The organism is Lacticaseibacillus thailandensis DSM 22698 = JCM 13996 (assembly GCF_001436135.1).
GTDB classification, from domain to species: domain Bacteria; phylum Bacillota; class Bacilli; order Lactobacillales; family Lactobacillaceae; genus Lacticaseibacillus; species Lacticaseibacillus thailandensis.
On sequence record NZ_AYZK01000001.1, the window covers coordinates 58,373 to 84,136 of the forward strand.

Here is a 25,764-nt window from a genome sequence, read left to right on the forward strand (position 1 = left end):
AGTAAGAAGCAAAGAAGAGGAGTGCATACCATGAAGATTGGAATTGACCGTTTGGGCTTGTACAGCCCGCACTACTACGTTGACCTCAAGGAACTGGCGGAAGCCCGCGGGGTGGACCCGAACAAGTTCATCATCGGGATTGGTCAAAGCGAACAGGCCGTGGCGCCTAGCAGTGAAGATGTGGTGACGATGGGTGCTAATGCGGCGAGCGAGTTCATTGACGATGTCGATATCAGCAAAATCGGTTTGGTGGTGTTGGGGACTGAGACCGGTATTGATGCCAGCAAGTCTGGAGCCGTGATTATTCAGCGGCTCTTGGGTCTGCCAGCTTGGCTGCGGACCTACGAAATTAAGCAGGCGTGCTACGGGGGCACGGCTGGATTGATGATGGCACGTGACTACGTGGCGGCACACCCTGATAGGACCGCTTTGGTCATTGCTGCTGACATTGCGCGCTACGGGCTCAATAGTGGTGGTGAAGTGACCCAGGGTGCGGGCGCTGTGGCCATGCTGATCAGCACGGACCCGGCCATCATGACCATCAACGATGACTCCGTGGTGATGAGTCGTGACATCATGGACTTCTGGCGGCCAGTGTACACCGACTTGGCGTTGGCCAAAGGCAAGTATTCAACCGAACAGTATATCCAGTTCTTTGCGGATGTTTGGGCACGGTACCGTGAGCAGACTGGGGCCACACTTGACGACTTTAAGGCCGTCAACTTCCACCTACCGTACACCAAGATGGGACTCAAGGCATTGCGGACGGCGCTACCCGAGGTCAGTGCAGCGAAACAGCAGGCACTGTTGGCTGCTTACCAGCAGTCGACCATTTACAGCCGGCGTATCGGCAATATCTACACTGGCTCCCTGTACTTAGGCTTATTGAGCTTGCTGGAAAATGACGCGGACGTACAGGCGGGCGACCGGTTGGGGATGTTCTCGTATGGCTCTGGCGCCGTGGGTGAATTCTTCAGTGGCGTGTTGCAGGAAGGCTTTGAGCGGTTCCTACAGGCTAATACCCACCGTCAGTACCTGGATGACCGCCAGCGGTTATCGGTCGCCGAGTACGAGCAGGTGTTTAACAACAAGGTGCCGTACGCCGCTGATGATTATCAAAGTGACCCGCGGTACTTCAGCGGGCGCTTCATCCTGACCGGAGTGCAGGCACAAGAACGGCAGTACCAAGAAAACAAATAATTCAGTTAATGGGGCGCAACATTTGAATTTGATGTTGCGCCCCATTGTCGTTAATATAAACGTATCTGCTCTTTTTGTTGGTATGGGAATGGTATATACATACAGGGTCGCGTTATCCTGGGGAGTGGAAAATTGTTGGTGGGAGGGATGCACCGTGGAAGAGCATCAGGCAGTTTGGCGGCGTAACCTATTCGTTTTGTGGGGCTGCACGTTTGTAGCTGGCATCGCCTTTAGTGAAGTGGGACCATTTTTATCGCTTTTTATTAGTCAATTGGGTGAATTTAGCCATCAGCAACTAAATTTTTATAGCGGGATCATTTATGCCGTCTCATTTTTGGTCACTGCGTTTATGGCCCCAGCGTGGGGTAAACTGGCCGGCCGGCGCGGGCACCGCATCATCCTGTTCTTTACCGCTGGGGGGATGGCCGTCGTGTACATCCTCACCGGCTTTGTCCACAGTGTCTGGTTGCTATTTTTCGCCCGGGCGGGGATTGGGGCGTTTTCCGGTTACATTCCGAACGCCCAAGCCCTCGTGGCGGCGCAAGTGCCGCGTGAAAGTAGCGGTCGCATTCTCGGCACGTTGATGACGGGTTCAACCTCTGGTGTCCTGGTGGGACCAGTGCTGGGTGGTTTGCTGGCCCACATTTTTTCTAGTCGCCAGACCTTCTTTATTACGGGTGGGCTGTTGCTGCTGGTAGCGGTACTGTCCGTTACCCTTGTACGTGAATCAGTGCATCCAGATAAAACTAGAGCGGCGGGTAACCCGGGTCGGGGTGGCTTTTTGAAGCAGTTCCAGAACCCGCGGCTGATCATGGTGTTGCTAGTGTCAACGTTGATCGTCCAGTTAGGCAACTCGTCCATCTTTCCTATTATCAGTCTGTACGTGAAGCAATTGATGCACGGGCACGGAGCCATCACCATTATCGCCGGCGTCATCTCGGCGTTGCCCGGGATCTCCAACATCATGGCGGCGCCGCGGTTAGGTCAGTATGGTGACCGCCACGGTTCCGGCCGGTTGCTCATTATGGGGTACCTGTTCGCGGTGCTGGTGTACCTACCGCAAGGCTTCTTCGCCAGCTTGTGGATTCTGGGCATCCTGCGTTTTCTGGTCGGCATTTCCGACGCCGCACTGTTTCCAACGATTCAGACGTTGCTGACCAAGAACTCCCCGCACGAAGCCCTTTCTGATGTGTTCGCCTGGAACCAATCCTTCCAGGCCCTCGGGAGCATGTTCGGTGCGCTCTGGGGTGGCGCGGTGGCCGGCTACTTTGGCTATAACGCCGTCTTCATTTCGACCGCGTTGCTGTTGCTGATCAACTTTGTCATGCTGTGGTTTACGGAACCGAGTTTACGCAAAGCCAAGTCAGCGGGGTGATTTGGTGGCAATCAGTTGAACGAAACCATAAAAAAATCAGTGCCTGGCTGTACGAGCCGGCACTGATTTTTCGTTATCCTATACAGCTAATTACGGGCGGCGACAGCTTCCACGAGGGCGTCCACCGACGTGACAATTTCACCGTTGAGCTTGATGAGACCCGTGGTGTAGAGGTTCATGTAGTGGAACTGGTTTTCGGCGACTTCCTGCAGGGCGTCCAACTTTTGCTGGTTGGTGGCGCCGAGGCGGCGGCTGTCCGTGTAGAGGCCAATGATGGGGATGCCCTTGGCGTAGGCCACACCAATTTCAGACGCCACGCCAGCGTCAATGGTGATGCCGTCAAGGACGGCAATCATCAGGTCGCTGGCGACTAGCTCGTCGGTATCAGCGTGCGCAATCATCTTGGAGTTGGCGTAAGCCTCCTTGTCGTTAATGCTGTCGTTTTCCTGGGGCAGGTACACGTCCACGCCCGGGACGTCAGCACGTAGGCGGGCGACAATCTTCGCGTTGAAATCAAAATCAGCCTGGCTAAACAGACCATTGGCAAAGTAAATCTTCATGGCAATCCTCCTTGATGGTGATGGTTCTTGCGGCCCAAGTCCCTTAAATTCTACTTTCTTACCGGGTTGTTCCGCGTTGTTTTAACTTAAACCCCGTAATCGCCTCACACCGGGCTGTCTGCGGGAACATATCGATGGACTGGATGTATTCCACCTCATAAGTGCGTGTGAGCTTGGTCAGGTCTCGTGCCAACGTCGACGGGTTACAGCTGATGTACACAAACTTGCGCGGTCGTGCCTTTAGAAGCGCCGGAATAAAGTTGCCTTCCAAACCGGTACGCGGTGGGTCCACAATGACGGCGTCCGGCCGGAACCCGTCCGCTAACCACTTGGGAAATAAGTCCTCCGCTTTGCCGACTTCATAATCGACGTTGGTGATACCGTTGCGGTCGGCGTTGGTCCGGGCGTCGTCAATGGCGGCCGGAATCGTATCCATGCCGCGCACACTAGCGGCCGTTTGGGCCATGCCAAGGCCAAGTGTACCAGCCCCACAGTAGGCGTCGACCAACGTTTCGTGTGGCGCCAAGTTGAGGGCCGTTAAGGCTTCCTGGTAGAGCCGCGTGGTCTGGGCGGGGTTCAACTGCAAGAAGGCTTGTGGCGACAGGAGGAAGTCCATTCCGTTGAGCTGCTCGGTAATGTAGGGCTCACCCGCTAAAAGGGTGGTCTCTGGTCCCCACACCAGCGTGGTGCGACCGGGATTGAAGTTCTGGTTGACGCTCACGACGGCGGGTAGATCCTGGGCGATGCGCGCCAGAATCTGGTTCTTGCCGGGAAGCTTGTGCGAGTTAGTAATGAACGTGACCTGTACCTCACCGGTTGCCACGGAGGCCCGGACAGCCAGCGTTTTAACGATGCCACTGTTGTGCTCTTCATCGTAGATTGGCGTACCCAGGTCTTCCATAATTTGGCACAGTTGGTTGATAGTTGCCGACACTATGGGCATCTGGGTCGCAAAGTCGCTCAGGGGCACCAGGTCGTGGCTGCCAGGGGCGTACAGTCCGGCACGCACGTGACCGTCGATGACCCGTACCTGAAACTGGGCCTTGTTACGGTAATGGAGCGGCTGTGGCGCAGCAATCGTGGGCCGCACATCGTAGTGTTCGTACCTCCTCGGGCGGTAGCGCTCCAGGGCCTGGTGAATCACGTCGGTCTTAAACCGTAGTTGTGCGGGGTAGGCTAGCGCGCCCAGTTCGATACCACCCACGCGACCGTATAGCGGGTCAACCGGCGTGATGCGGTCGGGAGACTGTTTGCGGATGCGGTGAACCCGGGCGTCGATGTAACGGTCGTGATCCTGGGTAACTTCCGCCACAACCACTTCGCCTGGTAGCGCCCCGGGCACAAAGGTGATTTTACGTTTGTAGTAACCAATTCCGGCACCGTTGATGTCGAGGCGCTTAATCGTGAGGGGAAAGCGCGTCCCCGCAGGTATTTGTTCCATAATTTCCTCCGTTGATATTCTCCGTCATTATAGCAAATTCGGCCCGGAAAATCTGTCCGGGGGTGGGTATTTAGGCCCGTGGTTGGTATAATGAAAGCAGATTCGCGACGGACGGGGGCCCGGACGTCGGACGCAGAAGGGGAATTGTCATGAAAATCACGTACACAAACCAGTCGGCACCACGGGTAATTGCCACCGTTTGGCACAACGGGACGGCCCACACGCTACACGATAACGATAGTCTGGATCTAAACGTACAGCGAGGGGATAAGGTCGAGTATCGCGTTGGTCGGATGACCCGGCGGACCCCGATCCACTTTCAGTCAACGGACGCTAAGTTTGTCATTGAGGCAGACCGGAAGTTCCAGATGATTTTCTTTGGCATCATCTTTGCGGTGATCATGCTGGCGTATATACTACACTGGCTGGATAATTACTTCGTTGCCTTGGCCGGGTTGATTGTCATGGTGGTGGCTTATGAAGGCATTGTGTTCTTTCGTGGCTTCCGTGCGCGGCCGGTGCATTAGTTACAGATATTAAAAATGCCATCACCGGCGCGACGTGCGCGATGATGGCTTCTTTATTCTCATTCGTCAGTGCGGTGCGCTAAGCGCGCGGCCTTGGCGTTGGCTAATTCGTTGATGCGGCCCAATAGGTTGAGGAGTGTGGTGTCCTCAGACTGGTTGCTCCAGTGGATAATCGTGGGTTCCGGGTCCAACTTACCCGCGCCCAGATGGAGCAGGTTGTAGACCTTGTCATAGTTGTCAATTGAGCAGAGGATGACGTCGGGTGCCACCGAGCTATCCTGAGGTAAGACGTTGATGACGGCAAAGCTGTTGAGGAAGCCAACGATGTCTTTGTTGAGAAAGGATTCACCCTCCAGCTCCAGCCGAATATTCAGCGGCTCGATGGTCTTAAACAGTGGTAGCACGGGGGTGAGCGTCGTAAACAGCGCCAGCTCGATGTCGTCCACCAGCCGTGTAAAGATGTGCTCGGGTGCATCTTTTGGGATGGTCGTGATGCATTGATGAATGGCCGTCATCAGCGGCTGGTAATGCTGCATCTGTTCCTGGGTGTCACCGAAGTCTGCCGCCTTGACGAAGGTACGACCGAGCACGTAGTAGTTCAGCATGACTTTGAACATGTTGGTCGCGACTACCTGGTTGGCCAAAAAGATGTTCTGGTCACGCGCGTTCAGCAGGTCTGCAATACACTGACGTAGGCGGTGGACCATGCTGGCTACGGGGTTGGGAAAGCTGTCTAGGTATTGGCAGAACTCATGGTTGATGGCACGGTTGTCTGTGGACAGCGTCGGTAGGTTGATCCAGAAAAAGTAGACCGTGAGCCGCGCCCGCCGCACCTCATCTTCCGACAGCCCCGGGAAAATTGTGTGGTAATGTTCATGGTGGGCAGGGGTTCCCGCCGGCTAAAGATGCTGATCAACCGCGGATTGATGCGGTTCACGTGGCCCTGGCGAATCCGCAAGGCCACCACCGCGATGTCGATGAGGGCGCGACGGGTGGGCACGGTATGCGCCGGTAAACCAGCACCAGGGGTATCGGAATTGATGGCGGTATACATGGCCATGGTCTCATCCGCAGAAGGATTGGTGAACGGCCACGTGCCGCCACGGTACCCCTGACTAAAAAACTCGTGGAGCATAAATAGAATCCGCAATTCGTCACCCGCCATGGTGCCATCAACCGGGTCGATATCGATGTTGTAAGTCTGTAAGTACTTCCGAAATGGCGTGATCAGTCGGCGCAGGGTACGAATAGTGATCCCATGCTGCGCGCAGAATGCCGTGCTATCAATCCCATCATGGATGAATAAAGTGCTAAAGTACTGAAAACTCGTCGATTTGGTCAGGAGGAATGCTTGGTACTGTTCAACGTCCACGTCGGCCGCCATAATGGCAAATTCAGGTTCCTTGTCGCTTGCAGGGTGCATCCCGGTTAGCGTCATGAGGTCATTCAGGACGGAACGGAAGGCCTTGTACGTCTGGGCATAACCCATGCCAACGATGCGACTAAGTTTGTTGACGGTGAAGTTAGCCGCATTAAAAGACTTAATGATTTTGAACAGGCGGAAGCTTTGCTCACTCTGTTTATTAAAAAAATAATCTCTAAACATGGGGCATCCCTCCTGTATCAGTATTCACAGTTATTGTAACATTGGCATTGTTATCAGTAAAAAGGTTGGTGGATAAAAATGGCAGTTATTACGGCGGTTACACCGCAAAAGCGGCGCGGGTACTATAACATTTTTGTGGATGGTCACTTCGCGTTGGGTGTCAGTGAAGACACCCTGGTGCGGTTCCGGTTAGTCAAAGGCGCGGAGCTGGATGCCGACCAAATGGCACACGTGCAGTCCGAGAACGCGTTGTCCCGGGCTATGGCGGTGGCATTTACGTATTTGAACCATCAGGCCCGCACTGCGCGCGAGGTGCACGACCGCCTGGCCGACGAGGATATCCCGGAAGATGCGATCGCGACGGTGCTGACGCGTCTGCAGGACCGGGGCTACATTGATGATGCTAAGTATGCCCAGTATTTTGCTGACGATAACGTCACGATGGGTGACCGTGGTCCCCGTCAACTAGCCCACCGGCTACGCCAAAAGGGCATTAGTGCCGCGGTGGTTGAGCGCGTGGTGGCTGATTATACACCGGAGCAGCGACTGGCCGTGGGTACCCGTGTAGCCCAGCGGGTGGTGCGGCACGGAACGCGGAAGTCCCACGTGGCGCTCGTGCGGAGCCTGAAAACAACTTTGATGCAAAAAGGCTTTGACAGCGATGATATTGACCAAATTGTTGCCGCCGCGGTACCGGCGGTCGACGAAGAACAGGAAACTGATTTGTTGGTGGTTGCGGCACGGAAAGCCTGGCGGCAAAAGCACCGTTATGCGGGTCGGGAGCGGCGGATGAAGGTCAAGCAGGCGTTGGTACGCAAGGGCTTCCAGTATGACGCGATTGATGCCGTCTTGGATGACCTGGAGACGGATGACGACGAGTAGTTCCCGGCTAATTACCCACAGCGCGCGAAATTTGGTACAATTTACCTTGACGTAATTGCACGTAGGCCACCCGGGTAGAGTGGCTTAATTAGATAGAAAGTAGGTTAACCCAATGCAGATTCCCAAGGAGGGTGACTACGTAGCCATCAAGAGCTACAAACATGATGGTAGTTTACACCGGACGTGGCGTGACACGATGGTACTGAAAACCAGTGATGATGCCATCATTGGGTGTAATGATCATACTCTGGTGACGGAGAGTGATGGCCGGCGCTGGGTAACGCGCGAACCCGCCGTGTTGTTTTTCCATCGGCACTTTTGGTTCAACGTGATTGCGATGATTCGCGATAACGGGGTGAGCTATTACTGCAACCTGGCGTCACCGATGACGATCGACCAGGAAGCCCTGAAGTACATTGATTATGACCTAGACGTGAAGGTGTTCCCAGATGGTGATAAGCGGCTGCTGGATGTGGACGAGTACGAGGCGCACAGCAAACAGTGGCACTATCCGCAGACCACCGACCGGATCTTGAAGGCCAACGTGAACACGTTGGTGGACTGGATTGACCACGGTAAGGGTCCCTTTTCCCAGGCATACATCGATTTGTGGTACGAGCGGTACCAGCAACTATCACATCGCGTTTAGTGCTGGTGGGACGCACGCTTACGTGTGCGCACCGGCATCAATGGTGTGCTACACTAGCAGTGCGAAGTAAAGAGTATGTGGGGGCACATTGATGAAAGAATTTTTAACGATCCCAGCGCAACGGCTGGTAGGACGGGTGTTTACCGAGTCCTCTGCCGATGAAAATGGTAGTTTTGCGTCTGCCTGGGATGAATTTACTGAGGCAGGGCACTTTAAGGCCCTCGACCCGCTAGCCGACGTGCCTAACCGTACCAGTGTGATTGTCTTTTCGCCGTACGGGTCGTTGCAGTATTGGCTTGGTAGCATCTTACCCGTGGCGGTGAACGTACCCAACGGTTTTCAAGTGTTGAACTTGCCGGCGGCCACTGGTGCCGTAGTGGACAAGCAGGTACGAAGCATGATGACCGACTTGCCTTTAGGCATTGCCTACAATCAGGGATTGGCGGCGTTGCAACAGGCTGGATTCCAGCTACCCGCACACATTGGGCAGACCGACACGCCGTATTACATGGAACGCTACAACCTGAACCAAGACGGTGTGGCCAAACAAGTTGAGTACACGGTGTACGCTCGGGCTGACCAGCTTGGCGGGTTTGACGATATTGAGTAATGAGTGGTAGCGACGATAAGTGTACAAAAACCGGTGGGTCCAAGCAGGACGCCGGTTTTTGTGCACTCAGGGGTGTTGCTGAGGCGTTTATAAATTGATTGACGGTTTGTGCAAAAGGGGATGGTCGTATGCGGTTATTAGTCACGGGTGGCGCCGGTTTTATTGGCAGTAACTTTGTCCGTTACGTGGTGCAACACGCACCGGACGTGCAGATCACCGTACTGGACAAGCTGACGTATGCCGGTAACCGGGCGAACCTGGCGGGTTTACCGGCGGACCGCGTACGCCTAGTGGTTGGCGATGTGGCGGACGCCGCGTTGGTTGACCGCCTCGTGCGGGCCAGTGATGCCGTGATGCACCTGGCAGCGGAGAGCCACAATGACCGCTCACTGGTGGACCCGCAGCCGTTCATTGATACCAACATTGTGGGCACTTACACCCTTCTGGAAGCAGTGCGCCGGTACGACGTACGTTTTCACCAGGTATCGACCGATGAGGTGTACGGCGATTTACCGTTGCGCACGGACACGGACCAGTCTGCACACGATGCGGTGTTTACGGCGCAATCGCGGTACCAGCCGTCGAGCCCCTATTCCGCTAGCAAAGCCGCAGCGGACCTTCTGGTGCGGGCGTGGGTGCACTCCTTTGGTATTCGTGCTACCATCTCCAATTGTTCCAATAATTACGGGCCGTACCAGCACGTGGAGAAGTTTATTCCCCGTGCCATCACGAATATTTTGACCGGGCGACGGCCCGTCTTGTATGGTGATGGCCGCAACGTTCGCGACTGGATCCACGTTGCCGACCACGTCGCGGCGTTATGGCTGATCCTGCAACGGGGCGAGGTGGGCCAAACTTACCTCGTGGGGGCTCATTGTGAACGTTCGAACCGTTCCGTGTTAGCAGCAATTTTGCGCGCCATGGGGCGGCCGGCGGATGACTTTGTGACGGTGAAGGACCGGCCGGGTCACGACCGGCGTTACGCGCTGGACAACTCCGCCCTGGTACGCGACCTCGGATGGCAGCCCCAGCACCGCAACTTTGATCAGGGGTTAGCAGCGACAATTGACTGGTACCGAACGCATACCTCCTGGTGGCAGGCGGGCAAAGCCGCAGTGGAAGCGGCGTATGGCCAGCACTAAGTGACGTGCAACTAGCAGTGCCGAATATACAAACATGGACCAGCAACCACTCCGTATGGGGATGGTTGCTGGTCCATGATGAGTAGGTGTGCACACTACTGGTTGGGGTTATTTGCCAGCAGCTTACAGGTCGAGGTACATTTCGCGGTGGCGAATTCCGGCGTCCAGAAATTCCGGCCGGTCGGCGAAACTGTAACCTAGGGCGCTGTAGAAACCGGTCGCGTGGACTTGCGCGTCAAGGCGCAGTTGTTTGATGCCGTTGGCCTGCGCGTAATCCCGGGCGGCGTTCATAATCACGCGGCCGAGGCCCGTGCCCCGCGCGGCTTTGCGCACAGCCACCCGCTGCACGTGGAGTCCGTAGTCGGCGGGTAAGAGGCGCAGGGTTGCAACGGGCTGGTCCTGATCATCATAAGCCACGATGTAGAGGCACCGGCCCTCATCGGCGTCGACTTCCAGGTCGGACGGTACGTGCTGTTCCTGCACGAAAACTTCCTGACGAATTTTAACCGAGTCGCGGTGTATGTTACTGTTCAAGTCCGCGGTATACTTAATGTTAGTCATGGTGATACCTCCTGCAAAAACGGTGTTACGGATACTCTAGCAACCAATGCCGGTAAAAGCAAGGTTGATGCTTGATGTAAATGGATTAATGAGAATGTGAGGTTGCACAATGATCGATGTACATAGTCACTTGCTACCAGGAATTGATGATGGCTCCGAGAGCATGGCAGTTTCGCTGTCGCTGGCGCAGGACGCCGTCCGTGACGGCATTACCCATGCGCTGATGACACCCCACCACATGAACGGCCGTTTTACTAACCATCCGGCTGACGTGATTCGCTTGACCGACGAGTTTCAGGCGGAGTTGGATCAGCACGGCATCCCGCTGACGGTCTTTCCTTGCCAGGAGGTGCGGATTAACGGCGATTTGTTGGCCGCTTGGGATAATCACGACCTCATGACTACCGATGAGGGTGGGCACTACATGCTGCTGGAATTCCCGCACGACGCGGTACCGGCTTTTACCGACGACGTGGTCTTTCAGCTGGAGCAGCGCGGCGTGACGCCCGTCTTTGTTCACCCTGAACGGAATGAGGACATGATGGCGCACCCCGACAAATTATTTGCCCTGATCCAAAAGGGGGCCTACGCGCAGGTGACGGCCAGTTCCTACGTAGGTACCTTTGGCAAAAAAGTACAGCGATTTGCTGAGGACATTATTGATCACGGCTTAGCGCACATGTTGGCGTCGGACGCGCACCACATTAAGAATCGCGATTACGAGATGAGTGCGGCCTTCAAGAAGTTAATTGCCACCTATGGTAATGACGCTGCCAAGCAGTTCGATGATAATGCCAAAGCCATCGTTAATGGTGATCCGGTGCACCGGGTGGCGGAAACGCCAATTAAGAAAAAGCGGTTTTTTGCGGCGTACTAGTTAGTGACTACCAGCAGTTTTGCCGTTGATTAAGGGTGCTAAGCCATCAATATCAATGCAGCAACTAGTGTGGGCCAGTGGTGCCACCCCGTTTCAGGGTAGCCACTGGCCCGCGTTGCGTTATTGGCAACAAGGACAAAGCCTGGAACCGTTTTCTTTTAACCCCTGATTGAGCCGGAATTTTCTGTTAAGGTGGTATACCTCGGGAATAACAGGGTGTAAAATTCAATTATAAAGTGTGCGAGTGTATCACGGGTTGGTTTTAGTGACGTTCGTGCGAGCGGGGGTAAAGGTTCATGCGCAAATGGGTGCAATACATCATGGGGGGTATCGCCGCGTTGGCGGTGGCCACGGTTCTGGGTGGCTGTGGTCACTCGCGGTCAACACAGCCGACAGCTAAACGGGTCGACGCGACGGTGCTCAGGTTGGATCGGGCGGTTGATGGACTCTTTAGCAACGATCAACATAATCTACCGGCAGCAAAGTTAAGCGGCCAGCAGATCAAGGCCGCGCGTAAGTTGTACAACCAGGCCGTGGCGCGTGGCGGCAAGCTGACCAACACGGACGTGCGCTTGGTGAATAAAGCCGACCGGAACATTAGCAAGGCTAAGCAATTTTACGCGGTTACAAGTGGGCTGCACGAGGCGCTTGGTGCTAGCAAGGTCATCGTCCCCGATTATAACGAGACGGACTTGCTAGCAGCTTGGAATGATGTGTCCACCTACAGCGTCTTTGTGGCTAAGTACGGTGAACAAGTCAAATTAGTTAAACAAGAGGTGGCGGCGGTCAAACTCGTGCAGAAACTGTATGACGGTACCGTCGGGGACGTGACCAATAAGAACGGTACGGAGATGAAAAACTACTCCGTGAAGACCAACGTGACGGCAGCGGCTGTCACGGCAGCCAAAAAAGCCGTGGCGGCAGTGCAGGTGTCTGCCTTCCGCACGCATTATATGAAGTACGTCGACGCAGCACAGGCTGTGCTTGATGCGCAAGCGGCGTCGAGCAGTAGCGCAGCAGCTGACAGTAGTAGTGCCAGTGCTTCGAGCACGCCGGATGCTGAAAGTAGCAGCGCGGATACTGATGATAACGGTAATACCAATGCGAACAGCTCGTCCGATACCAATACCAGTGGCGGTAGCAGCAATTCCGGCTATAGTTCGGGTTATAACTCAGGGTACGGTTCCGGTTATGGTTACTACTATGGCTCTGGTAACAGTGGTAGTAATGGCGGTGCAAGCGGCGGTGCTACCGGTAGCGAAAGTGAACAGGGCGGCTCCACCAGTAGCAACGGTGGTAGCAGTGATAACGGTAGTGGCCACGATGAAGGGGGCAATACCTCTGGTGCTAGCGACAGCAGTAGTTCGTCCAGCGACGATACCCAGTACACTGGTAACTGGAGTGGCGGCATTTAGGCAAAGGGATAATGATAGCGTCCGGCAAAGTGCCGGGCGCTTTTGTTTGTCTACGTGGGACGCATGCCGGCCGGGTCCGGTTGTAGGCAGAGCATAAGCCGACGGTTGGGTTGGTGCCGGTATTCAGAGGTAGGTGCCAGACCATGGTTGAGGAATACTGGTGGGCCAATACCTTCGCCCGGATTTAGTTAAGCATACCGTTTGCTAGACTTGTGGTCGTACAAAAAGAGGGCCCACCAAATTTGGCGGGTCCTCAACGTGGAGGCAATATTTACTTAGCATTCAAGGCGTCTTCAATCTCGTTGTGAACGCGGTTGATTTCGCTGTTACTCATGACTTCAAAGGATTGACCATTGATCATCGCGCTGCTGCCCTGCATCTGGTCGGAACTAATGTTACCAATGGCACCCTTGTACTTGGTGGCCAGGTTTTTTAGTGAGGACAGGGAGATGTTGGTACGGACGTTGTCCGAAACGGCGTCAAGGAAGCTGGTATTCAACAGGCTCGTTGGCTTATTCTTGGCCTTCTGCAGAATGGCTTTGACGATCAGTTGCTGGCGTAATTGCCGCCCGTAGTCACCGCGAGGATCTTCGTGCCGCATCCGGGAGAATTCGAGCGCCCGGGCACCGTCCATATTGTAGGTCTGACCTTTGGTGTACGTATAACCACCTTCAGAGAAACTGATTGGTGAGGTAACGGTCACACCACCAACCGCGTTGACCAGTTTCTTCAGGCCACCCATATTGACCAATAGGTAACCGTCCAGCTTGATGTTTAGTAATTTTTCCACGGCCGCAATGGCGGTGTCAGAACTACCATAGGCATACGCGGCGTTCAACTTAATGGTGGCCCCTTCAAACTGAATTTTGGTGTCGCGGGCAATGGAGACCATCGTGGTTTTTTCGGTCTTCGGGTTCACCACCATTACCATAATGGTATCGGTCCGCCCTTTATAAGAACGGCCCAGTGCCCCGGTATCGGTGCCTAGCATCAAGTACGCAACCGATTTGGATGCCCGCGTCTTGTTGTCTGACGTGACGCTAGTCTTCCGGTTGTATGAGTACACCGAACTCGTTGTATGGTGAATTTTGTAGTAACCGTAACCACCTACACACACCGCGGCGGCAACAATAATGCCGCAAATCCAGAGAATGATTTTCTTCATACTAAATAGTAACCTCTACCCTCAATATAATATGTATCCATTGTTAATCAATTGACATTATACCTTAGTGTGACCAAAGTTGGTCAAGGTCGGGTAAAAAGCTAAATTTCCTTAAACTTAATTAGTTGTCGCCGCGGGCATTTTAGTCGCCAGTGAGTGGGGAAGAGCCGCAAGGTGGGGCTTTATTGAGCCTATAGCGGCAAAACTGGGGGAACGCTTGGTTGTGTCGTCGTAATCTGTTCGTAAAGCGCGTCCTATTGGTGCTCACGCCGCTTTCTGGTATGATTAACCTTGGTATTTCTGGAAACTGCTTTGCAGTTAGCCAGCTGGAGGGGAGGAAACGCCCGTGTTTGAACGTTTACGGCGGTCGAAGTTGATGTTCTGGTCCGTTGAGGCATTGATCATTGTGCTGATTGTGGTGGGGCTCAGCTCGGTTTCGTTTATCTTTCAACCGGTTGCGACCTTTTTGTCCATTTGGTTAATTCCGCTGGTCTCCGCGCTGTTTTTGTACTACATGTTCCATCCGTTTGTTAAAATGATGGAACGGATGAAGGTTCCACACGGCGTGGCCCTCACCATCCTCATGGTGGTGCTTGCTGGACTGCTGTACTTGATCGTAGTTTGGGCGGTGCCAGCGATGTTGCGGCAGTTGGCCCGCTTAGTATTGGCACTACCAACGATGGTTCAGGACTTACAGCAGTTACTGGCTAAGGCGTCGCACTTTACTTGGTATCAGGACCTGCACCTAGACGATGCCATGGGTCACATCAATGCCACTAAGATCACCACCGGCATTTTGAAGGCCACCACGGCGGGCCTGCCTGATTTTCTGGGTTCAGCCGTGGGAACCATTTTTTCGGTCATCACTGTACCGATCATCTTCTTCTACATGTTGAAGGATGGTCATAAGTTCGTACCAGCAGTGCAGCGGCTTTTCCCTAACAGGGTCAGTGACGAGGTGGGGGAAGTTTTCAAGCGGTTAAACAGTACGCTGTCGCATTACATTGCTGGTCAGGCGCTCGAGTGCATCTTTGTGGGCGTGATGACGGGTTTAGGTTACTGGCTGATTGGTCAGCCGTACACCTTGCTGTTGGCCATCGTGGCTGGAGTGGTGACGATGGTACCGTACTTGGGCCCATACATTGGCATCATTCCCGCACTGCTCGTGGCCGTGAACATGGGTTGGGGCCATATATTGGCTATCGTGTTGGTCGTCATCGTAGTGCACGTGATCGATGGTAATTTTATCTATCCCAACATCATTGGCCGGTCGCTGGATATTCATCCCGTGACTATCATCATTGTGTTGTTGCTGGCCAGCCACCTTTACGGGTTATTGGGCACCATCCTGTCAATCCCATTGTACGCGGTGGCCAAGAACGTGGTGGTTTACCTGTGGCAGCTGTTGCAGTTGCGCCGGCGGGAACGCATCGTGCAGGGCACTCCCGAAGCGGACAGTTTGAGTGTAAGCAAAGAAGAAAAGGAACATAAATAAGTAATGAAACAATCAGAACTGGAACAGGCGGTGGCTAAGCGCCGGACCTTTGCCATTATCTCCCACCCCGATGCTGGGAAGACGACGATTACGGAGCAACTCCTCCTTTTTGGTGGGGTGATTCGTGAAGCCGGCACGGTGAAGGGACGGAAGTCGAGCCACTTTGCTAAGTCGGACTGGATGGCGATTGAAAAGCAGCGGGGGATCTCCGTGACGAGTTCCGTGATGCAGTTTGACTATCAAGGCAAGCGCATTAATATTTTGGACACCCCCGGGCATGAAGATTTCTCCGAAGATACATACCGTACCCTGATGGCGGTGGACGCTGCCGTCATGGTTATCGATAGCGCCAAGGGGATCGAAGCCCAGACCAAGAAGCTATTCAAAGTGGTGAAGGATCGGGGTATCCCCATTTTTACCTTTATGAACAAGTTGGACCGGGATGGCCGGGAACCGCTGGACCTCATTGCTGAGTTGGAAGATTTGCTGGGCATCGAGGGTTACGCGATGAACTGGCCGATGGGGTCCGGCAAGACCCTGTTAGGCCTATACGACCGCGTTAATCACCGCGTCGAGCGCTACCGTCCGGCCTCACCGGCGGAGCGCTTTGTGGCGCTAGATGACGCGGGACGGTTGCCCGCGGATGATCCAATCGCGCAAGAAGCAACGTACCGGTCCACGCTGGATGAGATTGAGCTACTGGATGATGCGGGCAACCAGTTTGATGTTGACAAGATTGCACGCGGTGACCAGACACCCGTATTCTTCGGCAGTGCCCTAACCAACTTTGGCGTAGAGACGTTCCTGAACAGCTTTGTGCAATACGCCCCGGCGCCAACGGCCAAGAAGACCGTGGATGGCACGGAGGTGGAGCCAACCAACAACCAGTTCAGCGGCTTCGTTTTCAAGATCCAGGCCAACATGAATCCCAACCACCGGGATCGCATCGCCTTTGTGCGGATTGTCTCCGGTGAGTTCACCAAGGGCATGGACGTGACCTTGCAACGGACTGGCAAAACGATCCGGCTGAATAACTCAACCGAGTTTATGGCAGCTGAACGCGAAACTGTCACTGAGGCGGTCGCGGGCGACATCGTGGGGCTGTACGATACCGGTAATTTCCAAATTGGTGACACCATTTATGCCGGGAAGCACGGGGTGGCATTTGAGCCACTGCCGCAGTTCACCCCGGAAATCTTCATGAAGGTCACGCCGAAAAACGTGATGAAACAGAAGAGCTTCCACAAGGGGATGCAACAGCTGGTGCAAGAAGGTGCCGTGCAGCTGTACCGGACGTATTCAACCAACGAGTACATTCTTGGTGCTGTCGGCCAGCTGCAGTTTGAGGTGTTCAAGTTCCGGATGCAAAACGAATACAATTCGGAAGTGGAAATGACACCGATGGGTAACCGGACGGCCCGTTGGATCGATCCGGACCAGTTGGACGAGAAGATGAGTTCGTCACGGAACCTGCTGGTGAAGGATGTACACGGCGACCCGCTGCTTTTGTTTGAGAACGCCTTTGCGGAGCGCTGGTTCCACGATAAGTATCCGGACGTGAAGTTGACGAGTAAGTTGTAGCCAAGATAATAAAACGGGGTTATGTAGATTCATGAAAAACGAAATTGAAGTCAAAGAACTGTTTATCATCCTCAAAAAGAGCCTATTAAAGATGGTGGCGTTAGCGATAATTTTTGGTGGATTAGCTTTTGTCTACACACACTTTATGAAGAGCTCGACATATTCTTCGCAAGCAGCAATTTTGGTTAACAATAACAATGGCAAGAAGAGTGGCACTGGTCGCTTTCGCGAGCAGCAGGCCGATATTCAAGTGATTACTACCTACAAGGAAATAGCTAGAAGTAACCCAGTGGCTAAAGCAGCGGTAAGGAATCTAACAAGCAATCACAATCATGATTTTGCTAAGAAATATTCAAGGAAAAAGTTGAACTATGAAAAGCTAGGTAAAAAAATTTCGGTTAGCAGTCTGACTAATTCCCAGATGATTTACATCAGTGCAAACACTAAGTCTTCAAAGCAGTCGCGGGACTATGCCAACGCAGTTGCACAAGCCTTTATTGCGCGGGTACGGCACCTAATGCACAATAATGATTTGACCATCGCGGCTAAGGCAGTTACGAAATCTAAGCCAGTTTCGAAGCACACGAGCGTAATGGTTGTTACGGGAGTTGTTTTTGGTGCGTTTGTAGGTTTTGCCTGGGAATTTGTACGAGAACGAGTTCGTTAACATTGAGGCACTGAAGGCCAACCAATGCAATTGGTTGGTTTGCTTGTATTAGTGAGGTTAATTGTCGATGCAAATAGGTAACTATTTAAGGCGTACTAGCTTGGAAAATGCCCCACTGACGGCACGTGAAACGGTTTACTTGGTAGGCTTTGCCTTGATCTTTTTGGCTTTTTTTCTTAAGTCCACGTTGATATTACAGTGGACACCGTTGATTGGCTGGATTATCAAGTGGGGCCGTGTTGCCGGGTTGGGCATAGTTTTAATCTCGGTTTTTTTCACTAAACGGGTTTCACTGCCAATATTAGCCATGATGGCGATGGCATTTTACTTTGCTTATGTGATCCGGTATTTTTCTAGTTATAATATGTTCTACTTTCTCGCCTTAGTATTTTGCGCTTATGGTGTGCGTGGACGCAAAATTGTGGGTACAGCGCTTTTGGAAACGATCTTACTTGTTTTAATTACAGTTATGATCTGTGCGATGGGCGATATTGATAACTTGCGCTATCGTCGTGAGGGCCTGGTACGCCAATCCCTGGGCTTTATTTACCCAACGGACTTTGCGGCTCACCTGACATTTTTGGCCATTCTCTTTGGCGTTTATAAAAATGATCACTACCGTGTGCGTGATGGTCTTGCAATTATGTGCATGGCGGTGTTTGCCTACTACGTATGTAATGCCCGGCTAGATAGCATTGTTATTGCACTGTCAGTTGTGTTGTTTATGCTTAATGCTTTTACTTTTCATTCCAAATGGCTTCGGAAAAATGTTTCTAATTTAGCGACAGTGGCTTTAAGTATCGGGTATCCAATTCTTTTAATAGGCACGTTTTATTTGTCTATTGCCTGGCAAAATGGTTCACAGTTTGCAGACAAAATTAATCATTTGTTGTCGAGTAGGATATCACTAGTGGCTGAGGCATTAACACGGTATACCATTAATTGGTTTGGACAGTACGTTTCAATGTCTGGTTATGGCGGAGTCGCCGGTAAAAACATGGATCGGACGATATATGGGTATTTTATGATTGATAGTTCCATGGCGCAGTTAGTCATTATGTATGGAATAGTGATGGCAATTATTACATCAATCATAGTTTATGTAATAATTTTCAGGACCGGCAGAAAGCATTATCTCGCGTTACAGATTGGCTTAGGCTTGGTACTATTGCACGCTTTTGTAGCTCAGTTTTTGTTTAACCCGGGGTATGACTGCATTTTGTTTTTAGCGTTTGCTAACCTTAACTATGGGTTTGATACGGCCTTCCATGAGCGCCCAGAATACGACGATTTAGATCAGCTTCAGCCTAACGGTTTATTGCAGGCAATTTGTTAGTTAACACACTCGGAGGCCAATAGAAACATGGACAGTTTGTTTATTGGGGTTGCGGCACATAAGCAGTACCAAATGCCCTCAGATAGCGTTTATCATCCCATCCAGGTTGGGGCTTTAGATAAACCAACTTTATCCGGATATCAACGCGACGATGATGGCGACAACATCTCAGCACTTAACCCTAACTTCAGCGAATTAACAGCTACGTACTGGTTGTGGAAAAATTGTGCGGCAGATTACAAGGGGTTAGTTCATTATCGCCGGTATTTTACTATTAACAAGCCACTTAATCCGTTCAGTGTAGGTAAATTTTCTCAAGTGATGACTGCTCAGCAGTGGCATCAGCTGTTGGCTAAATACCCGGTAGTACTGCCGACTAAGCGGCATTATTATGTGGAAACACTTTACTCGCACTACCAACATTCGCACGATATTGAACCGCTTGATGTAACTCGTGGTATCATTCAGCGCAACTTACCTGATTATTTAACCAGTTTTGACAAAGTTATGCAGCGTAAAAGTGCCCATATGTTTAACATGTTTGTTATGCGGACCGATTATTTTGATGCCTATTCAACTTGGTTGTTTGGTATTCTTTTCGATTTACGCAATCATATCGATATTGCCCAATATAGTGTGCAAGAAGCTCGCGTGTTTGGGTATATTAGTGAACTTCTGTTAGATGTTTGGTTGGATGTGCAGCAGCCGCTGTTTACTGAGGTACCAGTCATGTTTATGGAAAATCAGCACTGGGCCAAGAAAATCTGGTATTTTGGGATGCGTAAATTGTTAGGCGGCAGTAAAAAGGATGCTCATATTGAGTGAGTTAAGGGTAGTTTAAATGGTTAAACTTCAGCAGATTGCTAGCAAAATTAAAGGCTCAAGTTTTTTGGGCTGGCTGTACATATCTTTTTTTAGCACGTATTTTAAGTTAATTGATTTTTTTACTAAGACGGACAAGAAACAAATACTTTTCGTGAGTTTTTCGGGTCGTCAGTACAGTGATAGCCCACGTGCAGTGTATGAAAAGATGCTCACTGATTCTCGGTTTGGGGATTATCATTTTGTCTGGGGGGTGCGCAACGACCATATGGTGCCACCCAATAAACGGACTGTTTGTGTCAATATCAATTCATTAGGGTACTATCGGATACTGGCCCAGTCTGGCGTGTGGATTGGTAACACCAGCGTTGAGCGTTTAATTCATGTGTCGGGGCGTCAGCACCTGTACCTGCAAACCTGGCACGGTATTCCTCTCAAACACTTGGGCCCTGACGAGCCAGAACTGAACTTTTTGACGCGTTACTGGTATAAACATGCAAAATTTGACTTACTCACTGCGTCAGGAAAATATGATCAAAAAATATTTAAGCACATTTTTCCGAGTTCTCGGTCAACGCAAATTACGGGTTTACCCAGAAATGAAGGACTCGGTAAAGATGTAAACAGCGGTAAACTAGTAAAATTGCGTCATTCCTTGGGTTTGGATTACGGCAAACCCACTCTCTTATTGGCACCAACTTTTCGAGAATATCAGCAGGATGATAGTACTGGCGAAACCAAATTAACACTAGATTTTTCACACCAACAAGCCGAACGATTGTTGAATAAATTTAATGTTCTTTACCGTGGTCATTATTTTGTCGGACAGACGCAAAATAACCCGTTTGTTGATGTGTCTAAATTCAGTAATCTGAATCAGTTGATGGAAATCAGCGATCTTCTGGTCACGGACTACTCTAGCATCATGTTTGATTTTTCCCTATTGCACAAGCCAGTGATGCTTTTAATAGAGGATTTGGATGAATATTCCGCCAAGCGGGGATTGTATATTGATCCACGTGAACTAGGTTTAAGTTTTGCAATGAGTGTTCAAGAGTTGGTTGACTTGCTTCAGAATGTGGACCTTACCAGTGAGAGCGCAAAGGTGGAGGCCTTTGTCCAGCGGTTTAATCCCATCACAGATTTAGGTTACGCGTCGCGGGTCATAATGAAGAAAGTACTTAATTTTCAATGAGCGTACTTTCTTTTGAAATGAGGTTTCTTCATGGTTAAATTCTCTGTGATTATTACAGCGTATAACGTCGAGAATTATCTTCAGCGTGCGGTCAAATCGGTACTGTCACAAACATTTACTGATTTTGAATTACTCGTGGTGGATGATGGGTCGACCGATAACACAGTTACTGTGGCTAAAAGCTTGGCCAATAATGATAATCGTGTGAAGATAATACTGCAATCAAATCAAGGTGTTGCCACTGCACGTAACAATGGTATTAATCATGCAAGGGGCGAATATATTCAGTTTGTTGACGCTGATGATGTGGTTAGCAGTAATTTCTTGGCAGATATTAATGTGCGTGTGCAACGAGGAGTGGACGTCTTAATTTCTGATTACCGGACTTTCTCAGGCAACGTTGCAGATGCTAAGGACAGTTACTTCAGACTGAGAAACGCTGAACTTACCGGTTTGGTAGCCACGCAGTTCCTTTTTCTCAATTTAGTTCCAAACTTCTCCTGGGCTTTTTGCGTTCGTCGACAGATTTATCTTGGAAATGATTTGAAGTTTCCGGCTGGGCGTATTTTTGAAGATAATTCGTTGTATTACAGGCTGTTATTTGTTGCTGAGTCTGTAAAAATCTGTGACCTTAAAAATTACTATTACTTTCAACGGCGAGATTCGTACGTACATGTCTACTCACAGAGAAGCATTAAGGACTTGTTAGTAATGTTGAACGAAGTTGAAGTATTTGCTCGGCAGCATGGAGGGAAGATTGCGTCTACTAGCCAGGAATATTTAATTAAGCGTTACTTTAAGGCGTACACAATGTGTGTTGTTGGGTATGATGGTGATGATAATAGCGCCTTATTGGCTAAGGTAAATCATCACATTAAGACGATGAAGCCTTATCGGCCACGCAATAAGAAGATGCGGTTAAAAAAGTTGCTTTGGCAACTGGGAATTTTAAAACCGGTAGTGCTATTTTCAAATCGGCATTTAGGTGCATGAGGCAAACAAATTAGGAGATTAGAATGAGCATTTATAATGTTGGCGCTTATCTTGGTAGTACGGGCAATCAGTACTCTGCTGTTAGTAAGCCAATTGCAGATGTGATTAAAATCATGGCGCCATTAGGAGTTCATGACATGGGCTCAATTGCGTCGGTCCCGGATCGTTTTGGGGGCCGCCTGGTCTCGAAAAGTAACTTGACACACGCCTTTGGTAATTTACAGGCCGGTGATTGCCTAGTGGTACAATACCCACTTTATGTTAATTATCCAGCTGCGGCGCAAATCATGAGCTATCTACGTAAACAGGGAGTCAAAACTATTGCCTTCATTCATGATATCAATCCACTGCGTTTCACTGAGCGAACCTTGAAGGATACCATTTTACGCCCCAGCACCAGAATGTCTTACGCGGTAAAATGCTTAAACCTTTTTAGTCATATTATTTATCCAAATGCTTCAATGCAGAAAGCAATGGAGCGGCGTGGGGTCCGTGTACCGGCCAATACCTTAAAATTTTACGACTATCTGGTTAATCAGGATGATTCCAGTGATCGAAGTGGTAATTTATCTGCAGGAACTAATTTTAGGCGCTTATTTTTTGCAGGTAATTTGGATAAGTCAACATTCTTGCAACACTACCGTTCCAGTGGTGTCGGTGTGAACTTTGTAGTTTTTGGGCAAGAACCTAAGGGTTACAAATTGCCAGATGCAATCTGTTACCGGGGTGCTAAGGCTCCCGACCAGTTGCCTAAGTTTTTAAAGAATGGTTTTGGTCTAGTCTGGGACGGTGTTAGTGCTAATACCGTTAAGGGCGGCTGGGGGGAATACTTGCGCTATAACAATCCTTATAAAGCGTCATCTTACTTGGCTGCAGGAATTCCTCTGATTGTTTGGCGCGAATCAGCTTTGGCTGAAATTGTGCAAAAGTCCAATATCGGTATCTTAGTTGATTCTTTGGCTGATGCAGAACAACAAATTGCTGAACTAAAGTTAGAAGAGTTTGCACAGATGGAACGCAACGTCATGGATTTTAGAAATAAACTTGTTAAGGGGCAATTTACTGAAGCTGCTGTTAAGGAAGCATTTAGCGCCGTTGGTGTTTGAGAGTTAATTCAGGAGGAAACATTGTTATGGATTATTTAGTTGTCGGTTCTGGTTTGTATGGAGCCGTATTTGCCAATGAAGCGGCGAAAGCCGGGAAGACCGTTAAGGTGATTGAGAAGCGTGATCACGTGGCGGGAAATATTTACACTAAAGAAATTGATGGTATTCAGGTACATATGTATGGTGCGCACATTTTCCACACTTCCGAAGACCGTATTTGGAACTATGTGAACCAGCTGGCGACGTTTAATCGGTACACGAACCAGCCAATTGCTAACTACCATGGCGAAATCTACAACATGCCTTTCAACATGAACACCTTTAACAAGCTGTGGGGTGTGGTCACTCCTGCTGAGGCCAAGGCTAAGATTGAAGAGCAACGTCAGGTGCTCGGGGGAAAGGAACCCGAAAATCTGGAAGAGCAGGCTATTTCCCTGGTTGGTACCGATATCTACAATAAGCTGGTCAAGGAGTATACCGAGAAGCAGTGGGGCCGGCCAACCACTGAACTTCCAGCGTTTATCATTAAGCGTTTGCCGGTACGCTTTACTTACGATAACAACTACTTCAACGATAAGTATCAAGGTATTCCTGTTGGTGGTTATACGCAGATTGTTGAAAAGTTGCTTGACCATCCTAACATCGAAGTTGAGTTGAACGCCGACTACTTCGCCGACCGTGACAAGTACGATGCAATGGCTGACAAAATTGTGTATACGGGCATGATTGACCAATTCTACGGTTATAAGTATGGCGAGCTTGAGTACCGTTCGTTACGCTTTGAAACTGAAGAATTGGATACACCCAACTACCAGGGTAACGCGGTAGTTAATTACACGGATAAGGATCACGCCTTCACCCGTATCATTGAACACAAGCACTTTGAGGGTACGGATACTGACAAGACCATCATTACCCACGAATACCCGAAGACCTGGCACAAGGGTGATGAACCATATTACCCGGTCAATGATGATAAGAACAGTGCCTTGTACCGTAAGTACTACGAATTAGCCCGCCAAGATAAGGATCGCGTGCTGTTTGGTGGTCGCTTGGGTATGTACAAATACTTCAACATGGATCAAGTCATTGGGGCGGCACTGTACGCGGCGAAAAAAGAGTTGAGTTAAATGAAGATTGTCAAAAATTACCTCTACAACGTGGGCTATCAAGTCTTTATTTTGATAGTGCCGCTGCTGACCACGCCTTATATTAGTCGTGTGTTGGGCAGTTACGGTGTTGGGGTCAATGCTTATACTAATTCCGTGGTGACCTACTTTGTGCTCTTTGGTAGCATTGGGGTCACTCTTTATGGTAACCGGACGATTGCGTATCAACGTGATGATTTTAAAAAGCGCAGCCAATCATTTTGGGAAATCACGTTTATGCGCTTTATCACCATTATTGGTGCATATGTGGCGTTCGGTATTTTCTTTATGATAACGGACAGATATCATGAATTTTACTTTGCGCAGTCATGGCAGATTTTGGCGGCGGCACTGGATATATCCTGGTTCTTTATGGGATTAGAGGATTTTGGGAAGACCGTCTTACGTAATTTTGCGGTAAAAATTATTTCGGTTATCATGATTTTTACCTTCATCAAGAATTCAAGCGATGTTAACCTTTATATCCTGATTCTGACGTTATCAACGTTGTTTGGTAATTTGACGTTGTGGCCGTATATGCGCAAGTACGTGCGCAAGCCTGATTGGCACAATCTGCATATATGGCAGCACTTGCGGCCGTCGCTGGCATTATTTGTACCGCAGATTGCGACCCAAATTTATCTGGTACTCAACAAAACCATGCTGGGTGCTATGGATGGCGTTAACAGTTCTGGGTACTACGAGTATTCTGATCGTATTGTGAAATTAGTGCTTGCAGTGGTTACTGCTACTGGCACGGTCATGTTGCCACGAATGGCCAATACTTTTGCTAAAAAGGATTTCAAGAAGTTGAATGAGTACTTGTATCGTTCATTTGACTTTGTGACGTTGTTGTCGGTTGCCATGGCGTTTGGGACGGCAGCCGTATCGCCAAAGTTTGCACCGTGGTTTATGGGATCACAATTTACGGTCACTGGTAAATTAATTCCCATTGAATCGATCATCATTGTGATGATTGCTTGGAGCAACGCAATCGGCACCCAGTATTTGCTGCCTATCGGTAAGAACAAGGAATACACCATATCAGTTACAGGCGGAGCGATTGCGAACTTGATTTTGAATGTGCCCTTAATTCTTTGGCTAGGCGTTTATGGGGCTATTATTTCGACGGTTTTATCCGAAGTGGTCGTTACGTTGATTCAGGTGTTATTTGTACGTAACCGGGTTGATTATCGCCGACTTTTTTCTGGCTTGTGGAAGTATTTATTGTCTGGGCTGATTATGTATGCTGTGGTTTATACGATGAATGCAAAAATGAATGCCGGCTTTAAAGAATTTGTTCTGCAAATTGTTGTGGGTATGGTTGTGTATACGGTAATGATTCTACTGACACGGCCCGCCCCTGTACATTATTTTGGCATCATCCGTTCAAAAATTAAGCGATGAGGGA

General features: G+C 50.4%; 25 protein-coding genes. 19 read left to right on the plus strand and 6 right to left on the minus strand.

Going from position 1 to position 25,764, the window contains the following annotated elements; genetic code table 11:
- Positions 1 to 30 precede the first annotated feature (30 nt).
- Positions 31 to 1,200 (plus strand): hydroxymethylglutaryl-CoA synthase, encoded by a 1,170-nt coding sequence (locus tag FD19_RS00295; RefSeq protein WP_056968848.1) that lies wholly within the window; start codon positions 31 to 33, stop codon positions 1,198 to 1,200.
- 154 nt (positions 1,201 to 1,354) lie between these two features.
- A complete protein-coding gene (locus FD19_RS00300) occupies positions 1,355 to 2,575 on the plus strand; it encodes an MFS transporter (protein WP_056968849.1) in 1,221 nt (406 codons plus the stop codon).
- Positions 2,576 to 2,661: 86 nt separating this feature from the next.
- On the opposite strand, the gene FD19_RS00305 is transcribed toward FD19_RS00300, so the two are convergent.
- Both FD19_RS00305 and rlmD read right to left on the minus strand, forming a co-directional pair.
- Positions 2,662 to 3,135 (minus strand): nucleoside 2-deoxyribosyltransferase, encoded by a 474-nt coding sequence (locus tag FD19_RS00305; RefSeq protein WP_054749170.1) that lies wholly within the window; start codon positions 3,133 to 3,135, stop codon positions 2,662 to 2,664.
- 58 nt (positions 3,136 to 3,193) lie between these two features.
- A complete protein-coding gene (gene rlmD, locus FD19_RS00310; RefSeq protein WP_054749171.1) occupies positions 3,194 to 4,576 on the minus strand; it encodes a 23S rRNA (uracil(1939)-C(5))-methyltransferase RlmD in 1,383 nt (460 codons plus the stop codon).
- A gap of 149 nt (positions 4,577 to 4,725) precedes the next feature.
- Between rlmD and FD19_RS00315 the strand changes: the two genes are divergently transcribed.
- Complete coding sequence (locus tag FD19_RS00315; protein ID WP_054749172.1) at positions 4,726 to 5,103, plus strand: hypothetical protein; 378 nt, start codon at positions 4,726 to 4,728, stop codon at positions 5,101 to 5,103.
- A gap of 59 nt (positions 5,104 to 5,162) precedes the next feature.
- Here the strand turns inward: FD19_RS00315 and FD19_RS00320 are convergent, their stop codons facing one another.
- On the minus strand, positions 5,163 to 5,936 hold the full coding sequence (locus FD19_RS00320; protein ID WP_054749173.1) for a hypothetical protein: 774 nt from the start codon (positions 5,934 to 5,936) through the stop codon (positions 5,163 to 5,165).
- Complete coding sequence (locus FD19_RS00325) at positions 5,837 to 6,709, minus strand: helix-turn-helix domain-containing protein (protein ID WP_056968851.1); 873 nt, start codon at positions 6,707 to 6,709, stop codon at positions 5,837 to 5,839. The genes FD19_RS00320 and FD19_RS00325 overlap by 100 nt, the downstream gene beginning before the upstream one ends.
- A 78-nt stretch (positions 6,710 to 6,787) precedes the next feature.
- On the opposite strand from FD19_RS00325, the gene recX reads away from it, so the two are divergent.
- The 4 genes from recX (at position 6,788) to rfbB (ending at position 9,992) form a co-directional block, all read left to right on the plus strand.
- Positions 6,788 to 7,591 carry a recombination regulator RecX gene (gene recX / locus FD19_RS00330; RefSeq protein WP_056968852.1) on the plus strand — a complete coding sequence of 268 codons (804 nt, stop codon included), beginning with the start codon at positions 6,788 to 6,790 and terminating at the stop codon, positions 7,589 to 7,591.
- Positions 7,592 to 7,703: 112 nt separating this feature from the next.
- On the plus strand, positions 7,704 to 8,240 hold the full coding sequence (gene ntdP / locus FD19_RS00335) for a nucleoside tri-diphosphate phosphatase (RefSeq protein WP_054749178.1): 537 nt from the start codon (positions 7,704 to 7,706) through the stop codon (positions 8,238 to 8,240).
- A gap of 91 nt (positions 8,241 to 8,331) precedes the next feature.
- Complete coding sequence (locus tag FD19_RS00340) at positions 8,332 to 8,850, plus strand: GyrI-like domain-containing protein (RefSeq protein ID WP_054749179.1); 519 nt, start codon at positions 8,332 to 8,334, stop codon at positions 8,848 to 8,850.
- Positions 8,851 to 8,978: 128 nt separating this feature from the next.
- A complete protein-coding gene (rfbB, locus tag FD19_RS00345) occupies positions 8,979 to 9,992 on the plus strand; it encodes a dTDP-glucose 4,6-dehydratase (protein ID WP_056968853.1) in 1,014 nt (337 codons plus the stop codon).
- A 123-nt stretch (positions 9,993 to 10,115) separates the two neighbouring features.
- Here rfbB and FD19_RS00350 read toward each other — a convergent pair whose 3' ends face one another.
- The gene (locus tag FD19_RS00350; protein ID WP_054749180.1) at positions 10,116 to 10,553 is read right to left on the minus strand and encodes a GNAT family N-acetyltransferase; all 438 of its coding nucleotides are present in this window, start codon (positions 10,551 to 10,553) and stop codon (positions 10,116 to 10,118) included.
- A gap of 109 nt (positions 10,554 to 10,662) precedes the next feature.
- On the opposite strand from FD19_RS00350, the gene FD19_RS00355 reads away from it, so the two are divergent.
- Both FD19_RS00355 and FD19_RS00360 read left to right on the plus strand, forming a co-directional pair.
- Positions 10,663 to 11,430: a tyrosine-protein phosphatase gene (locus FD19_RS00355; RefSeq protein WP_056968854.1), complete on the plus strand. Its 768-nt coding sequence runs from the start codon at positions 10,663 to 10,665 to the stop codon at positions 11,428 to 11,430.
- 296 nt (positions 11,431 to 11,726) lie between these two features.
- Positions 11,727 to 12,845: a hypothetical protein gene (locus FD19_RS00360; protein ID WP_056968855.1), complete on the plus strand. Its 1,119-nt coding sequence runs from the start codon at positions 11,727 to 11,729 to the stop codon at positions 12,843 to 12,845.
- A gap of 271 nt (positions 12,846 to 13,116) precedes the next feature.
- Here FD19_RS00360 and FD19_RS00365 read toward each other — a convergent pair whose 3' ends face one another.
- The gene (locus FD19_RS00365) at positions 13,117 to 14,010 is read right to left on the minus strand and encodes an LCP family protein (RefSeq protein WP_056968856.1); all 894 of its coding nucleotides are present in this window, start codon (positions 14,008 to 14,010) and stop codon (positions 13,117 to 13,119) included.
- Between the two features lie 346 nt (positions 14,011 to 14,356).
- Here FD19_RS00365 and FD19_RS00370 point away from each other — a divergent pair, with 346 nt between their 5' ends.
- The 10 genes from FD19_RS00370 to FD19_RS00415 all read left to right on the plus strand — a co-directional run bounded on the left by FD19_RS00370 (position 14,357) and on the right by FD19_RS00415 (position 25,760).
- Positions 14,357 to 15,505, plus strand: a complete 1,149-nt coding sequence (locus FD19_RS00370) for an AI-2E family transporter (protein ID WP_056968857.1) — start codon at positions 14,357 to 14,359, stop codon at positions 15,503 to 15,505.
- Positions 15,506 to 15,508: 3 nt separating this feature from the next.
- Entirely contained in the window at positions 15,509 to 17,086 is a 1,578-nt protein-coding gene (locus FD19_RS00375) for a peptide chain release factor 3 (protein ID WP_056968858.1), read from the plus strand.
- A gap of 31 nt (positions 17,087 to 17,117) precedes the next feature.
- Positions 17,118 to 17,753 (plus strand): YveK family protein, encoded by a 636-nt coding sequence (locus FD19_RS00380; protein ID WP_056968859.1) that lies wholly within the window; start codon positions 17,118 to 17,120, stop codon positions 17,751 to 17,753.
- Positions 17,754 to 17,820: 67 nt separating this feature from the next.
- A complete protein-coding gene (locus FD19_RS00385) occupies positions 17,821 to 19,089 on the plus strand; it encodes a hypothetical protein (RefSeq protein WP_056968860.1) in 1,269 nt (422 codons plus the stop codon).
- A gap of 27 nt (positions 19,090 to 19,116) precedes the next feature.
- The gene (locus FD19_RS00390; protein ID WP_054749187.1) at positions 19,117 to 19,914 is read left to right on the plus strand and encodes a DUF4422 domain-containing protein; all 798 of its coding nucleotides are present in this window, start codon (positions 19,117 to 19,119) and stop codon (positions 19,912 to 19,914) included.
- A 16-nt stretch (positions 19,915 to 19,930) separates the two neighbouring features.
- The gene (locus FD19_RS00395; protein ID WP_056968861.1) at positions 19,931 to 21,106 is read left to right on the plus strand and encodes a CDP-glycerol glycerophosphotransferase family protein; all 1,176 of its coding nucleotides are present in this window, start codon (positions 19,931 to 19,933) and stop codon (positions 21,104 to 21,106) included.
- A 30-nt stretch (positions 21,107 to 21,136) separates the two neighbouring features.
- Positions 21,137 to 22,099, plus strand: coding sequence for a glycosyltransferase family 2 protein (locus FD19_RS00400; protein ID WP_054749189.1), 963 nt, complete (start codon positions 21,137 to 21,139; stop codon positions 22,097 to 22,099).
- A gap of 23 nt (positions 22,100 to 22,122) precedes the next feature.
- On the plus strand, positions 22,123 to 23,205 hold the full coding sequence (locus FD19_RS00405) for a glycosyltransferase (protein ID WP_056968862.1): 1,083 nt from the start codon (positions 22,123 to 22,125) through the stop codon (positions 23,203 to 23,205).
- Positions 23,206 to 23,231: 26 nt separating this feature from the next.
- Entirely contained in the window at positions 23,232 to 24,335 is a 1,104-nt protein-coding gene (gene glf, locus FD19_RS00410) for a UDP-galactopyranose mutase (protein ID WP_056968863.1), read from the plus strand.
- Positions 24,336 to 25,760, plus strand: coding sequence for a flippase (locus FD19_RS00415; protein ID WP_056968864.1), 1,425 nt, complete (start codon positions 24,336 to 24,338; stop codon positions 25,758 to 25,760).
- The last annotated feature ends 4 nt before the right edge of the window (positions 25,761 to 25,764 follow it).

Coding starts and splice junctions, on each gene's coding strand:
- FD19_RS00295 (WP_056968848.1), top strand. CDS start 31: ATGAAGATTGGAATTGACCGTTTGGGCTTGTACAGCCCGCACTACTAC.
- rfbB (WP_056968853.1), top strand. CDS start 8,979: ATGCGGTTATTAGTCACGGGTGGCGCCGGTTTTATTGGCAGTAACTTT.
- FD19_RS00400 (WP_054749189.1), top strand. CDS start 21,137: ATGGTTAAATTCTCTGTGATTATTACAGCGTATAACGTCGAGAATTAT.
- ntdP (WP_054749178.1), top strand. CDS start 7,704: ATGCAGATTCCCAAGGAGGGTGACTACGTAGCCATCAAGAGCTACAAA.
- FD19_RS00405 (WP_056968862.1), top strand. CDS start 22,123: ATGAGCATTTATAATGTTGGCGCTTATCTTGGTAGTACGGGCAATCAG.
- FD19_RS00355 (WP_056968854.1), top strand. CDS start 10,663: ATGATCGATGTACATAGTCACTTGCTACCAGGAATTGATGATGGCTCC.
- FD19_RS00340 (WP_054749179.1), top strand. CDS start 8,332: ATGAAAGAATTTTTAACGATCCCAGCGCAACGGCTGGTAGGACGGGTG.
- FD19_RS00375 (WP_056968858.1), top strand. CDS start 15,509: ATGAAACAATCAGAACTGGAACAGGCGGTGGCTAAGCGCCGGACCTTT.
- FD19_RS00305 (WP_054749170.1), bottom strand. CDS start 3,135: ATGAAGATTTACTTTGCCAATGGTCTGTTTAGCCAGGCTGATTTTGAT.
- FD19_RS00315 (WP_054749172.1), top strand. CDS start 4,726: ATGAAAATCACGTACACAAACCAGTCGGCACCACGGGTAATTGCCACC.
- FD19_RS00380 (WP_056968859.1), top strand. CDS start 17,118: ATGAAAAACGAAATTGAAGTCAAAGAACTGTTTATCATCCTCAAAAAG.
- FD19_RS00365 (WP_056968856.1), bottom strand. CDS start 14,010: ATGAAGAAAATCATTCTCTGGATTTGCGGCATTATTGTTGCCGCCGCG.
- recX (WP_056968852.1), top strand. CDS start 6,788: ATGGCAGTTATTACGGCGGTTACACCGCAAAAGCGGCGCGGGTACTAT.
- glf (WP_056968863.1), top strand. CDS start 23,232: ATGGATTATTTAGTTGTCGGTTCTGGTTTGTATGGAGCCGTATTTGCC.
- FD19_RS00415 (WP_056968864.1), top strand. CDS start 24,336: ATGAAGATTGTCAAAAATTACCTCTACAACGTGGGCTATCAAGTCTTT.
- FD19_RS00360 (WP_056968855.1), top strand. CDS start 11,727: ATGCGCAAATGGGTGCAATACATCATGGGGGGTATCGCCGCGTTGGCG.
- FD19_RS00390 (WP_054749187.1), top strand. CDS start 19,117: ATGGACAGTTTGTTTATTGGGGTTGCGGCACATAAGCAGTACCAAATG.
- FD19_RS00395 (WP_056968861.1), top strand. CDS start 19,931: ATGGTTAAACTTCAGCAGATTGCTAGCAAAATTAAAGGCTCAAGTTTT.
- rlmD (WP_054749171.1), bottom strand. CDS start 4,576: ATGGAACAAATACCTGCGGGGACGCGCTTTCCCCTCACGATTAAGCGC.
- FD19_RS00350 (WP_054749180.1), bottom strand. CDS start 10,553: ATGACTAACATTAAGTATACCGCGGACTTGAACAGTAACATACACCGC.
- FD19_RS00325 (WP_056968851.1), bottom strand. CDS start 6,709: ATGTTTAGAGATTATTTTTTTAATAAACAGAGTGAGCAAAGCTTCCGC.
- FD19_RS00385 (WP_056968860.1), top strand. CDS start 17,821: ATGCAAATAGGTAACTATTTAAGGCGTACTAGCTTGGAAAATGCCCCA.